Annotated in this window: 13 protein-coding genes; 6 read left to right on the top strand and 7 right to left on the bottom strand. The window is 39.3% G+C overall.

The window, feature by feature from the left end:
* Positions 1-174: 174 nt before the first annotated feature.
* Together AC1TO5_RS12925 and AC1TO5_RS12930 are read left to right on the top strand one after the other, a co-directional pair.
* Entirely contained in the window at positions 175-1,512 is a 1,338-nt protein-coding gene (locus AC1TO5_RS12925; RefSeq protein WP_482063234.1) for a CapA family protein, read from the top strand.
* A 10-nt stretch (positions 1,513-1,522) separates the two neighbouring features.
* Positions 1,523-2,341 (top strand): DUF92 domain-containing protein, encoded by an 819-nt coding sequence (locus AC1TO5_RS12930; RefSeq protein ID WP_482063235.1) that lies wholly within the window; start codon positions 1,523-1,525, stop codon positions 2,339-2,341.
* 137 nt (positions 2,342-2,478) lie between these two features.
* On the opposite strand, the gene pepF is transcribed toward AC1TO5_RS12930, so the two are convergent.
* The 3 genes from pepF to AC1TO5_RS12945 form a co-directional block, all read right to left on the bottom strand.
* Positions 2,479-4,269 carry an oligoendopeptidase F gene (gene pepF / locus AC1TO5_RS12935; RefSeq protein WP_482063236.1) on the bottom strand — a complete coding sequence of 597 codons (1,791 nt, stop codon included), beginning with the start codon at positions 4,267-4,269 and terminating at the stop codon, positions 2,479-2,481.
* Positions 4,270-4,521: 252 nt separating this feature from the next.
* A complete protein-coding gene (locus AC1TO5_RS12940) occupies positions 4,522-4,707 on the bottom strand; it encodes a hypothetical protein (RefSeq protein WP_482063237.1) in 186 nt (61 codons plus the stop codon).
* Between the two features lie 48 nt (positions 4,708-4,755).
* Entirely contained in the window at positions 4,756-4,989 is a 234-nt protein-coding gene (locus AC1TO5_RS12945; RefSeq protein WP_482063238.1) for a hypothetical protein, read from the bottom strand.
* Positions 4,990-5,220: 231 nt separating this feature from the next.
* Here AC1TO5_RS12945 and AC1TO5_RS12950 point away from each other — a divergent pair, with 231 nt between their 5' ends.
* Positions 5,221-5,418: a cold shock domain-containing protein gene (locus tag AC1TO5_RS12950; protein WP_482063239.1), complete on the top strand. Its 198-nt coding sequence runs from the start codon at positions 5,221-5,223 to the stop codon at positions 5,416-5,418.
* Positions 5,419-5,495: 77 nt separating this feature from the next.
* Here AC1TO5_RS12950 and AC1TO5_RS12955 read toward each other — a convergent pair whose 3' ends face one another.
* A complete protein-coding gene (locus AC1TO5_RS12955) occupies positions 5,496-6,671 on the bottom strand; it encodes an MFS transporter (RefSeq protein ID WP_482063240.1) in 1,176 nt (391 codons plus the stop codon).
* A gap of 236 nt (positions 6,672-6,907) precedes the next feature.
* On the opposite strand from AC1TO5_RS12955, the gene AC1TO5_RS12960 reads away from it, so the two are divergent.
* Positions 6,908-7,936, top strand: a complete 1,029-nt coding sequence (locus AC1TO5_RS12960) for a tetraprenyl-beta-curcumene synthase family protein (RefSeq protein WP_482063241.1) — start codon at positions 6,908-6,910, stop codon at positions 7,934-7,936.
* Positions 7,937-8,005: 69 nt separating this feature from the next.
* Positions 8,006-8,974 (top strand): 6-phosphofructokinase, encoded by a 969-nt coding sequence (gene pfkA / locus AC1TO5_RS12965; protein ID WP_482063242.1) that lies wholly within the window; start codon positions 8,006-8,008, stop codon positions 8,972-8,974.
* Positions 8,975-9,061: 87 nt separating this feature from the next.
* Here the strand turns inward: pfkA and AC1TO5_RS12970 are convergent, their stop codons facing one another.
* Positions 9,062-9,256 (bottom strand): hypothetical protein, encoded by a 195-nt coding sequence (locus AC1TO5_RS12970; protein ID WP_482063243.1) that lies wholly within the window; start codon positions 9,254-9,256, stop codon positions 9,062-9,064.
* 178 nt (positions 9,257-9,434) lie between these two features.
* On the bottom strand, positions 9,435-10,286 hold the full coding sequence (locus AC1TO5_RS12975; protein WP_482063244.1) for a YitT family protein: 852 nt from the start codon (positions 10,284-10,286) through the stop codon (positions 9,435-9,437).
* Between the two features lie 145 nt (positions 10,287-10,431).
* Between AC1TO5_RS12975 and cshA the strand changes: the two genes are divergently transcribed.
* Positions 10,432-12,036 (top strand): degradosome RNA helicase CshA, encoded by a 1,605-nt coding sequence (cshA, locus tag AC1TO5_RS12980; protein ID WP_482063245.1) that lies wholly within the window; start codon positions 10,432-10,434, stop codon positions 12,034-12,036.
* 71 nt (positions 12,037-12,107) lie between these two features.
* Here cshA and AC1TO5_RS12985 read toward each other — a convergent pair whose 3' ends face one another.
* Positions 12,108-12,215, bottom strand: coding sequence for a YjcZ family sporulation protein (locus tag AC1TO5_RS12985; RefSeq protein ID WP_482063246.1), 108 nt, complete (start codon positions 12,213-12,215; stop codon positions 12,108-12,110).
* Positions 12,216-12,264: the final 49 nt, after the last annotated feature.

The raw sequence follows: 12,264 nt of genomic DNA on the forward strand, positions 1-12,264 counted from the left end.
AGTAGAATGATGAATCAGCTAGTTTTTTTGCGTCAAAAATAATTTATTCTACTTCGATAGATGGACTGAGAATTAAGTAAATTAGAAAATATTAACTCAGACTGCCAAATAAACGATATAATGAGGGAAGTTCTGGAATATATGAATCTATTACATAGGTAAAGGAGTTCTCTTATGTCTTTATCGAGAATGGAAACGAAGCAGCACGAGCAACAACGCCGAACAGGAAATAAAAGAAAAAGGCGTCGATTATGGCTTCTGAATACGACGATACTAGCCATTATAATTATTGTCGTTGCCGTATTTTATCGTGGAGATCAGCTTTGGTCTACTGCAAAAGAGCAAGTTAGTAAATTGTCGATGTTCAAAGAAGCGACAAAGGATAGTGCTGCCGACAATGCTGTAACGATTAACGAGGAAGTCAAGCCAAATGATTCGCTAGCAGATGGGAATGAAGCTAATGATGAGGGTACGATTGTAATTGAGGATGGTCCAGTCATCAACAACACACCAATCGAAGCTACACCAATGATTGATCAAGAAGAGCTGACACCGATAGAAATAGCTTCTAGCACGGTCAATCTAGCCTTTGTCGGAGATATTTTACAAGGGGAATATATTAATGGTTGGCTACAGCAAGAAGGATATAGCTATCCTTTTCAGAAAGCATTATTACATCTAAGCTCAGCTGATATTACTTCGGGAAATCTAGAAATGCCGATTACAACACGAGGCATACCTCAGGATAAGACACATGTATTTAAAGGAGCGCCAGAAGGGCTTCAGGGACTAGTTGATGCGGGGATAGATGTCGTTTCATTAGCTAATAACCATACGTTAGATCAAGGCGTTGAAGGTATGCTTGATACGATTACTCATTTGGATGAGTACGGAATTAAGCATACAGGTGCAGGTAACAATGATACGGAAGCTTATACACCTGTTATTGAAGAAGTTAATGGGATTAAAGTAGCTTATCTTAGTATTAGTCATGTCTTGCCTGTTACAACGTGGAAAGCGAATAAGTATACTGCAGGTGTTGCTGAAGCATATGACTTAACTCGGGCAATACAGGCTATTGAAGAAACAGAGAAATTAGCTGATGTGACAATACTAATGATTCATTGGGGGGAAGAGCGGAAAAGTAAGCCTACTGAAGTGCATTTGCAAATGGCACGACAACTGATAGATGCTGGAGTCGACATTATTGTCGGAAGCCATCCACATGTATTGCAAGGCTTTGAGCAATATAATGGAAAATGGATAGCGTACTCATTGGGTAATTTTGTATTTGCTTCACATCCGAAGGGAAAACAAGCGGAAACAGGAGTATTAAATGCGACATGCAATATTAATGCGGAATGTGAGATGACGTTTTATCCGATGAAAATTGTCAATGCACAGCCTACACCAGTAGAGGATGAAGAAGCTGAAGAAATACTCCAATTTTTACAGGATGTATCTTTCGGTGGTGTTACTATTGATAAACGTGGCAAACTTTCAGTAAAGTGAGGATAAATTCGTGGTATCAATCGTTTCAGAATGGTGGATAAGAATCGTTCTAGGTTTATTAGGCAGTGGACTAGTGGGCTATACTGCATATCGAAAGCAATCATTATCTTTATCAGGTATGTTGTCGGCAATTGTAATGGGAACGGGTTTTGTATTATTTGGAGAGCCAATCTGGTTCTCGTTATTAATCGTATTTTTCTTAAGCTCAACAGTATGGTCTAAGTGGAAGCGTTCTGTAGCTAAGAAGCGGGAAGCCGAGGCTAGCTATGAGAAAAGTGGTAGACGTGACGCAGGTCAAGTATGGGCCAATGGTGGAATAGGTTTGCTACTATGTATTGGTCATGCGATTATACCACATGAAGGCTGGTTGTATGCTTATATTGGCGTTATGGCTAGCGTAACGGCAGATACATGGGCAACGGAGATTGGCGCACTAAGCAAAAGTGAGCCGATTTCCGTTATTACTTGGAAGCGAGTACGAGCAGGTACAAGCGGTGGTATAAGTTGGCTAGGGAGCTTAGCGTCATTAGCAGGAGCGTCATTGATCGGAATAGTTAGTAGTCTCTACATACAGCTTGATTACCGTTATATCGTAGCTGGGGCAATAGCTGGCTTCACAGGGGCAATGCTTGATTCAATAATGGGTGCTAGGCTGCAAGTGATGTATCGCTGTGAAATATGTAACAAAGTAGTTGAGCGTAAAACTCATTGTGGTACTGAGACACGATATTCGCGCGGGCTAGCTTGGATGAACAATGATCGGGTCAATGGTATATCAAGTGTAATAGGTGGAACAGTAGCTTTATTGTTATTGTTAATCATGCTTTAATAACAGCACAGAAACAATCATCACAGCGATATTAATGAATGCTAATTGATAGGTACTAATTATACAACAAAAGGCTTCCGCCTTATGTTCTCGCGAGTTGCGAAACATAAGGTGGAAGCCTTTTTATAATGCAGAGTTTATTTAACTAGCTCTTCCATTTGCGTAATAAGATCTTCGAACACGCTCATCGCCTGTTGAATTGGTTCTGGAGAAGACATATCTACACCAGCGCGTTTCAAAATCTCGATCGGATAGTCACTGCCGCCACTCTTTAGGAAGCCAAGATAGCGTTCAACCGCTGGTTCGCCCTCGTCAAGAATTTGTTTGGAGAAGCTTGTTGCAGCAGAGAATCCCGTTGCGTATTTATAGACATAGAAGCTTGTGTAGAAATGCGGAATTCGTGCCCATTCCATCGCAATATCTTCATCAACTTTAACACCTTTACCATAGTACAAGACGTTTAAGTCGTAGTAGATGCTGCTTAAATCTTCAGGTGTTAATGATTCGCCTTGTTCTGTACGCTCATGAACAATTTTCTCGAACTCAGCAAACATCGTTTGACGGAATACTGTTGTGCGGAATTGATCAGCATAGTACGTAAGCAGATACAACTTCTCTTTGGGATCCGTTGATTTCTTCAGCAAGTAATCCATAAGTAGTGCTTCATTCAATGTCGAAGCAACTTCTGCTAGGAAGATCGGATATTGCGCATCACGATAATTTTGTGCTTCATCTGAATGGTAAGAGTGAAGGGCATGACCCATCTCATGCGTCAACGTGAACATACTATTCAAATTATCATTGTGATTCAATAGTACATATGGATGTGTACCGTAAGCACCCCAGCTATAAGCGCCACTACGCTTGCCTTCGTTCTCATATACATCAATCCAACCGCTATTTAATCCTTCTTTCAATACAGTTAAGTATTGCTCGCCAAGCGGGTGTAAGCTTTCCTCGACAATCTCTTTGGCTTGGTCATATGTAATTTTCATATCGAACTCATCGACTAATGGAGCGAATAGATCATACATATGTAACTCGTCTACACCAAGCAGTTTTTTGCGAAGCTCCATATAACGGTACATTAATGGTAAACTTTCATGAATTGTGTCGATTAGATTTGTATATACAGTAGTAGGAACATTATCACCATACAGGTACATATCTAGCACAGAATCGTATTTTCTTGCTTTTGCATAAAATAGATTTTTGTTAACATTGGCGCTAAATGTTGCACCAAGTGTGTTTTTCAATGTGCTGTAAGTCGCATATACCGCTTTAAATGCTTCACGGCGAACATCACGGTCTTTACTTTCAAGAAATTGAATGTAAGTACCATGCGTTAGTTCAACTTCAGCACCTTGTTCATTTTTCACTTTAGGGAACTTCATATCGGCATTATTCAACATACTGAAAATATTGTTTGGCGAAGAGCTAATACTTCCGACTTGAGCTAGTAATGCTTCTTCAGCTTGTGATAGAATATGAGCCTTTGAACGCTTCATTTCTTCAAGCGAATGACGATATTTCTTCAGCTGTTCATTATTAATTAATGCATCTAGTTCTTCGTTAGATAATGCAAGGATTTCAGGAGTGACGAAAGATAATGCTTCACTCGCTACAACGTTAATTTTACGAGCTTTTTCAGATAAAGCTTGATACTTTGTATTCGCCATGTTTTGATGCAAACGCATATTAGCGTATACATATAAGCGCTCAAGTGAGATGGACAAAGTATCTTCTAGCTCGAAGCAATTATTAATTTCTGCAGCGGAAGATAGCTTACCTTGGAAGGCAGCGAATTGTGGGATTAATGCTTTTACTTGTTCGTATTCTTGATCCCATGCTTTCTCGCTTTCAAAGATATGTTCAAGCGTCCACTGGAATTCGGGTGCAACCTCTTCACGTTTAGGTACAGTACTCATACTATTCCTCCTTAGATCCTTTTTGGATTGACTTATGTACACATCGCTGGAAGCTTGCAATGTCGTCGATTGGAGCAATGCTACCAGCGTAATGCAACAAACTAATTTGGTAAATGTTAACTTATTCATAGGTTCACCTCAGATAGCATATATACCCATATACTATTTCCGAAATGAACAAAACTATGCGCAAGTTGAAGACTATTCAATATTCTAGCGTTGAACAATCATATTTTGTGGTCTTCACTTAGATTATGTGCCTAGATTGAATAAAGAATATACAATAATGAAAAATGCAAATCCAACCATTACGATTGCAAACAAAGCTAACCACTTCTTTATTCGAGCTGGAATGGTATTTTTATTCATTACTAAGACTAGACCCAAGGCAAGGGCAACAATAATGAAAATAAGACTAATCGATGGATCCATATCCATATGACTATTCACCTCCGTCATCAAGCATGAGAATGAATTACGATACCATTAGACATTACGGAAGTTATCGAGAATTGCTTGTCGCTCATCTTCGCGACCTATAAAGTCTTCGGCACGGAAGCGATTTTCAGCCCAATGAAGCATTTCAGGACGACTAATGAATTGATATCCTTGTTCACCCCACTGATCGGATATTTCACGAATTACAAGAGTTTTTCCTTGGACTTCGACTGTGAGCATATTGTATTTATCGCTTTTGTAAATTACATGTTTTTTGAACATAATGATCTCTCTTCCTCACTAAATGCGTTAATATTAATATCATAGCTATTATTGAGGTGACAATCAACAAAAGACAGTGAATTTACTAGTAATTCGTAGGCATAACTTTATATCATCACCAATATAATAGAAAATATTCATAAATTGTAAAAATTGCAATCATTATGGATTAATCGTATAATGACCGTATTCACTGTAATTGCAGTGGTCAATTTTAGGAGGTTGTTTATTTTGAAAGGTACAGTAAAATGGTTTAATGCAGAAAAAGGTTATGGTTTCATTCAAGCTGAAAATGGTGAAGATGTATTTGTTCACTTCTCAGCGATTCAAGACGAAGGCTTTAAGTCTTTAGATGAAGGACAATCGGTTGAATTTGATGTTACTGAGGGCAATCGCGGTGCACAAGCAGCGAATGTTATTAAGTTATAATAGATCGAAAATCGAGTGAAGTTAAGTAAAGAGGGCTACTGCCATCAGTTATTGATGGTAGCAGCCCTCTTTTTCAGCTAACTTTCTGCGTATTTGACATTGTAGAGGAAGAATCCGATTGCCCCTACAACAGCAAACGCGGTGGCGATTTGATAGAAAAGTTGATGACCAAAGCTGGCATAGATTTGTCCGCCTACTAGCCCACTCATACTACCTGCTATACCCATCCATACAATGGTGAATATCGCTTGGCCTGAGGCACGAAATTGGTCAGGAAGTAGCCGAGACATGTAGCGCAGCGCCGTTGTGAAGTAAATACCAAAGGTAATGCTATGCATTAGCTGAGTAACAACGACCCATTGTGGCTCGTTAATCGATGAAAGCAGAAACATCCGCAGCGCATACATCATGGACGCAAAAATTAATAATGGTATCTCCTTGAACTTATCTCCGTATTTACCTAATAGAAAGAGGACGGGGATTTCGCTCATTGCTGAGATTAACCATGCTAGTCCAATGAATGAATCAGAAGCTCCAATCTGACGAAGGGTTACAGCAAGAAATCCTTCATACATACGGTGTGCTGTCGAGATGAAAAAGAGTAAAATGAAAAAGTATACTACTTTAGGTTGTTTTATTATCGTAACTAGTCCAGAAAAATCGAATTTCTTCGAGCTGCCATAATAATCTTTAATAAATAGGGTACCAATTATTGAGGCGGCAATCGTGATGAGCAGCAAATTCAACGTCTGGCCAGTCCCAACTGCTTTCAGGATTAGACCGAAGCTATAGGCACTTAAAGCAAAGCCCAATGAACCAAATATGCGAACTAAAGCATAGGGTGTACCCGTATACTTACTGGAAAGTAATATTAAACTATCATTCAAGGGATTAATGGGAGTTTGGCAAAAATAGAATAAGGTCATAATGAAACAAGTAATGGAAAAAGAATCAACCTGATGTAATAATCCAATGGCAATAAATTGGAAAATAAATAATGTACGAACTAATTTCACAATCGTTTGATTTTTGTCGCTAATGAAGCCGGTGAACATATTTGCAAAGATAGAGATCATCGGTCCTATAGAGTAGAGAAACCCAATTTGACTGGCATTATAGCCTTTATCAAGAAAAAATAACGGTAAAAAGCTAACGACTAAAGCTTGTGTAGAATAAGATATAAAGCTGTAACTTCTTAGAGCTAGAGTCTCACGCTTCGCGTTGTGACTGGGGTGACTAACTGAGTCTTGCATGCTCGTGTTCACTCCAATATGATTATAATTAAGCAATTGTAAATTAAGTATAACAGAAATTGTGTAGGATGATGGCTAGATTATTGCAGTAATTATATGTTACATTACATGTAGATGATCTCTTATAGAAGTTTGCACTTTTCATCTGCATGTGCTGATCTAATTGATCAAGGAGGTGCATTGGGATTCTTATCACTAAAAGTCGAAGAAAGGCACCTAATGGTGCCATTAGATTAATGCATCGTGTGTACAAATATGTACTCCCAGATGTGGCACAAGAGCTAGAGAAGCTTAAAAACCGTGCAAAATTAATACCTGATCCGGAACTTAGAATGCAAGCCCTTAATAGTATTCAAGATAAGAAATTTCATTGTCAGGGCGGTGGCGTATACGCCGCAGCTAATTTGCAATATCGTACAGTTTTAATTCCGCTAATTGTAGCGCTGCAAACGATTAGTGATTATTTGGACAATTTGTGTGATAGAAGTACATCACTAGACGCTGAAGATTTCAGAATGCTACATCAATCGATGTTAGATGCTGTAACGCCAGGTGCTACATTGAAGGACTATTATGCATATCGTGAGGAAAAGGAAGATGGTGGATACTTGCATCATCTCGTTTCACAATGCCAACAACAAATTAAGTTGTTACCTTCCTATAGTGCTGTGCAATTTCATGTTATTCATTTGGTATCATTGTATGGTGACTTGCAAGTGTACAAGCATATTGCTAAAGATCTCCGTGAGGAGAAATTGCTAGGTTGGTGGGAAGAACATAAGTTTGAGTATCCACATTTGCAGTGGAATGAGTTTGCGGCAGCATCGGGATCTACTTTAGCTATGTTCATGCTTTTTCTGACTGCTACAGAAGAGGGAATTACCGAGGAAGATGGTATAAGAATCAAAAATATCTATTTTCCACATGTGTGTGCATTACATATTCTACTTGATTATCTTATCGATCAAGAAGAAGATAAGGTAGGCGGAGATCTGAATTTTTGTAATTACTATGAAAGTGAAGCTACACTTGTTGACCGTATCGCTACGATAGTGAATCGAGCTAGGAAGGATGTACAACAGCTTCCTGCATCGGGCTTTCACCGCTTAATTATAGAAGGCTTACTTGCTTTATATTTGTCAGATCCGAAAGTGCAGCAACAATCTGATGTTCGTAAAGTATCGAAGCAACTTATGAAGAATAGCCCATTAACTCGATTATTCTTTTTTGTGAATAGTGTGTGGATACGTAAGCAACAGGCTTAATATACAAAAGAGGAAGTTCAAAAAGCGGGCTTTTTGAACATTTACCTTAAGGAAATTGGAGGAAGATTTATGTCATCAGTCAAAAAAATTGCAGTGTTAACTAGTGGTGGAGATTCACAAGGGATGAACGCAGCCGTACGTGCTGTCGTTCGTAGTGCTATTTTCCATGGTATTGAAGTATTTGGAGTACAACGTGGTTATCAAGGGTTATTGAACGATGATTTGCGTCCAATGGATCTTCGTAGTGTTGGTGATATTATTCAACGCGGAGGTACGATCCTGCAAACAGCTAGATGTAAAGAATTTACAACGGCTGAAGGTCAACAACGCGGTGCGGAGATTTTGAAAGCAAGAGGAATCGATGGTCTAATTGTTATTGGCGGAGATGGTTCTTACCACGGAGCAAATAAATTAAGTAAATTAGGAATTAAAACGATGGGTATCCCAGGTACAATCGATAATGATATTCCATACACAGATTTCACAATTGGTTTTGACACTGCGGTTAGTGTAGTTGTTGATGCGATTAATAAAATCCGTGACACAATGTCTTCTCATGAGCGTACTTCTGTTGTGGAAGTAATGGGACGTCATTGCGGTGATATCGCACTTCACGCAGGACTTGCAAGTGGTGCAGAAACAATTATTGTGCCGGAAGTTCCATATGATCTTACGGTAGTAGCTGAACGTATGAAGGCAAATTTTGAAAAAGGTAAACGACATAGTATTATTATCGTTGCTGAAGGCGCTGGAAAAGGCGAAGATGTTGCGCAAAAAATTACTGAAATTAGTGGTATTGATGCACGTGTAACTGTACTTGGTCATATTCAACGTGGAGGTACGCCAACTGCACAAGATCGTATCCTTGCAAGTCGTCTAGGTGATTTTGCAGTGCGACAGCTTATGGAAGGTGTTTCAGGTAAAGGCTGTGGCGTTGTTAATGGCGAACTTGTTATTAATGATATTGATCTAGTTACAGCAACGAAACGCCCATTCGATATGGAAATGTATGACTTAGCACTTCGATTGTCTCAATAATTTTTCTATGAAAAACGAAAAATCCTATGCCGCACTTCAGGCATAGGATTTCTTTATTATTCAAGCAATAAGCGAAGTTCATTCCAGTTAATGCAAAATAGTACTCGTTTGACCTCGGCAAATACTAAATTGTACAATTTCCATTGCATCTTCAGTATCAAGCAGCTCGATGCCATCACGTAATACAATTTTCGTATCCAGTTCCTGGTTGGTCAAGAAGTTAACTAATTCAGGTGCTAGACGTTCTACAATTGTTGCAAGTGTAACAGTTTCGATATCCATTCAACAACACCCCAATCGTTAAAGTGTTACTCGCGAAAGAAAACTACATCTCGAAACAATTGATTAGAAGCGGAAGTTCAAAAATCCTGCTTTTTGAACATACACCGGAAACGTCTTTAGTATATCATAACGCTGACGATAAAATACAGAAAGTTCAAAATATAGGCGGTAAATTGTGCTATCTTTCCTTCATCTTTTGAAACTCCCCAAGCACGCCTACCGTCTCGACAATGGTGACAAATGCTTGCTTATCAACGGAATGAATATTCTTCTTCAGTTCAGCAAGCTCGTATCTAGTTCTAACGGTCATCAGCATATCGCGATCACTAGATGTATATGCACCTCTCGTTTTAATAATTGTTATTCCTCTCGGGTGTGATAATAAAATTTGCAGCATTTCTTCAGTACGAGTTGTAATAATAAATACGGTAACCTTTAGATGCTTAATATGAATACCATCGATAAGCTTACCAACACAGAAAATTGCTACAAGAGAATATAGCGCAAGCTCCCAATTGTGCGTGAAGAGTATATGCATAGCGATGACCAGTGCATTTAGTCCAGAAAGTATAACACCTATAGGCATATCTTTCTTTTGCGTAATGATGGAAGCGATAATATCGAATCCACCTGTAGAGCCACCGCTTCTGAGAGTGAGTCCACTTGCAAAGCCGACGACAATACCTCCAAACACGGATGCAAGTAAAATGTCATCTGCCAAAGCGTATACCGGTATAATTTGCATAAATATCGTTGAAGTTATAACAGAGTAAATACTCCACACGACAAATTTTTTGCCTAATGAGAACCAGCCCCATATTAGTATTGGTAAATTAAGTGCTAAGTACAGCCAGCCGATGTTGCTATTGCTAATATATCCGATGAGCATGGCAACACCCGAAACACCTCCGCTAAGCAGTTGGCTTGGAATGAGCAGCATATTAAAGCCGAAAGAAAGGCAAGCTGAACTTAGCGTGAAGATGATGAGACGCAATAAAAATTGTTTTTTGTTGAAATTAACTACAGTCATTGGCACTCGCTCATTTCGTTATGTTATATTAGTTATATTATAGTATAGGTAACAAACCGCAACTAGTATTCATGTAGTAATCTGTGCTATAATAGTAAAGACGTTTTTTTTAGAGGCTTTAAAATAGAAGGAGTATGAGAAAAGTTTGAAAACATTTGCTGAATTTGGCTTGGAACCTAAAGTGTTACAAGCAATTACAGAGCTTGGATTTGAAGAGTCAACACCTATACAGGATAAAGCGATTCCGATTGGATTAACTGGTAAAGACTTGATTGGCCAAGCTCAAACAGGAACGGGAAAGACAGCGGCATTCGGGATTCCGCTTATTAACAAAATTCCGGTTAGCGAAGTGCGCATTGTCGCGCTTATTATGACCCCTACACGTGAGCTTGCAATACAAGTTTCAGAAGAAATCGGAAAGCTTACGAAATACAAAGGACTTCGTTCATTGCCGATTTATGGTGGACAAGAAATTGGCCGTCAAATTCGCGCTTTGAAAAAGAACCCTCAAATCATTATTGGTACACCTGGTCGTCTACTTGACCATATTAACCGCAAAACAATTCGTTTGGATGATGTTCGAACTGTTGTACTTGATGAAGCGGATGAAATGTTGGATATGGGCTTTATGGAGGATATTCAAAACATCCTTAAGCAAGTTCCAGCAGATCACCAAACAATGTTGTTCTCAGCTACAATGCCTTCGAACATTCAACGTCTTGCACAACAATTTTTACGTGAGCCTGAACATGTGTCTGTTATTCCCACACAAGTAACTGCACCGTCGATTGAACAATCGTACATCGAAGTTCATGAACGCCAAAAATTTGAAGCGCTAAGCCGCTTGCTTGATATGGAGTCTCCAGATCTTGCTATTCTATTCGGTCGTACGAAACGTCGTGTAGATGAACTTAGTGAAGCATTGCAAAAACGTGGATACAGTGCAGATGGCCTTCATGGTGATCTATCACAAAATCAACGTGACGCAGTAATGCGTAAATTCCGTGACGGAAGCATTGATGTTCTAGTTGCTACTGACGTAGCAGCACGTGGACTAGACGTTTCAGGCGTAACACATGTTATCAACTTTGACCTTCCACAAGATCCTGAAAGTTATGTACATCGTATCGGTCGTACTGGTCGTGCAGGTAAAGAAGGTAAAGCTTGGTCATTCGTAACACCTCGCGAAGTGGATCATTTACACTTTATTGAAAAGGTTACTCGTCAAAAAATGGTTAAAAAACCTTTGCCAAGCTTAAGTGAGGCAATTGAAGGTAAGCAACGTATTACTGCTGAACGTGTAATCGAATTAGTCGATAATGATGATGTTGCAGAATACAAAGGTCTTTCTATCCAATTACTTGAGCAATATGATTCTGTGCAATTACTTGCTGCAGCAATGAAATTGCTTACTGGGGATAAGAAAGAAATTAATGTTGAATTAACTCCTGAAGAACCGCTTCGTGCGAAAAAACGTAGACCTGATGTTCGTTCAAGTGGTCGTCCGTTCAATCGTTCTGGTAGTGGATCAGGTGGTTCAGGTGGCGGTTACCGTGGTGGTAACAGCGGTTCAAGAGACCGTCGTCCAGGTGGCGGCTATAAAGGTAATAGTAGCGAAGGTTCTAAAGATGGCGCGCGCGGTGGCTACGGTAAACGTACTAGCAGTAGCAGCAGTGAAGGTCGTTCAGAAAACCGTCGTCCTTCAGAAAACCGTCGTCCTCGTCCAAACACAACAACTAGTAATGAGTAAAATCGGAAAAGTCCGTGCTGCCTAGCGGGCATCACGGACTTTTTCTACATATTATTTAGTAATTAATTAATTTAACAGCTAAGTGTGCAAGAGATGATAACAAGAAGAATGAATAATACTAAAATCCATGCAAATGAATTATTATTATTACCACAGTTTCCGTATGATGCGTTGCCCATATTAGCAACCTCCTTTAAGTTTTCTTGTTGGGGAACATACCATATACTA

The sequence above is a fragment of the Paenibacillus sp. Y930 genome (assembly GCF_056786375.1).

Excerpts from the sequence above, each read along its gene's own strand:
- AC1TO5_RS12925 (WP_482063234.1), top strand. The coding sequence starts at position 175 with ATGTCTTTATCGAGAATGGAAACGAAGCAGCACGAGCAACAACGCCGA.
- pepF (WP_482063236.1), bottom strand. The coding sequence starts at position 4,269 with ATGAGTACTGTACCTAAACGTGAAGAGGTTGCACCCGAATTCCAGTGG.
- AC1TO5_RS12940 (WP_482063237.1), bottom strand. The coding sequence starts at position 4,707 with ATGGATATGGATCCATCGATTAGTCTTATTTTCATTATTGTTGCCCTT.
- AC1TO5_RS12945 (WP_482063238.1), bottom strand. The coding sequence starts at position 4,989 with ATGTTCAAAAAACATGTAATTTACAAAAGCGATAAATACAATATGCTC.
- AC1TO5_RS12955 (WP_482063240.1), bottom strand. The coding sequence starts at position 6,671 with ATGCAAGACTCAGTTAGTCACCCCAGTCACAACGCGAAGCGTGAGACT.
- AC1TO5_RS12960 (WP_482063241.1), top strand. The coding sequence starts at position 6,908 with ATGCATCGTGTGTACAAATATGTACTCCCAGATGTGGCACAAGAGCTA.
- pfkA (WP_482063242.1), top strand. The coding sequence starts at position 8,006 with ATGTCATCAGTCAAAAAAATTGCAGTGTTAACTAGTGGTGGAGATTCA.
- AC1TO5_RS12970 (WP_482063243.1), bottom strand. The coding sequence starts at position 9,256 with ATGGATATCGAAACTGTTACACTTGCAACAATTGTAGAACGTCTAGCA.
- AC1TO5_RS12975 (WP_482063244.1), bottom strand. The coding sequence starts at position 10,286 with ATGACTGTAGTTAATTTCAACAAAAAACAATTTTTATTGCGTCTCATC.
- AC1TO5_RS12985 (WP_482063246.1), bottom strand. The coding sequence starts at position 12,215 with ATGGGCAACGCATCATACGGAAACTGTGGTAATAATAATAATTCATTT.